This window comes from Thiolapillus sp., from assembly GCF_048562965.1.
In the GTDB taxonomy this organism is placed as follows: Bacteria; Pseudomonadota; Gammaproteobacteria; order Chromatiales; family Chromatiaceae; genus Thiolapillus; species Thiolapillus brandeum_A.
On record NZ_JBHNMF010001687.1, the window covers coordinates 1 to 514 of the forward strand.

At 51.9% G+C, this 514-nt stretch carries 1 pseudogene; it reads right to left on the bottom strand.

Annotation, left to right across the window (positions count from 1 at the left end):
- A pseudogene (locus tag ACOCD2_RS26220) lies at positions 1–146 on the bottom strand (IS1380 family transposase); the annotation flags it as partial.
- Positions 147–514 lie beyond the last annotated feature (368 nt).

Consider the following 514-nt stretch of genomic DNA (forward strand, 5'->3'; position numbering starts at 1 on the left):
TCCAGCAGGCCGATACGCTGATCCACCTCGCGCAGCAGCAATCCGCCACCGTCCGAAGTGATTCGCCCGCCGTCAAAACGACCGATCACCTCGCGCCGACCCAGGGACTGAAATTCCAACTGTTCTGGTTTACACTCTGTATTCATAGGCCTCTTTGTTTTGTTGCTGGTAAGTGTTTGGTAATCCTTACTTTATGCAACAAAAAGAGGCCTATTTCCAGTGGGACGGTGAAATTTCCGGGCGTGCGTCCTGAAAGCTGTGTGCTTTCCAAGTGGGTGAAAGGCCCGCCTCTCAAACCTGGCCGGGAGAGAGTAACCGAGTCTTGCGTGCGTGTCGGTAACGGCAGGTGCGAAGCGTAGACAGGAAGAAGATCGAGGAATGAGGTTAAGTCCCGAAGTAACTACTCACCCCTAAGATGAGTACAAGCCTGCCTCGATGGATCTACAATCGCTTTTTCATGTCTGTAGAGGCTTGACATCATAGTACGCCGAGTCTATGCTATTGACCCAACACA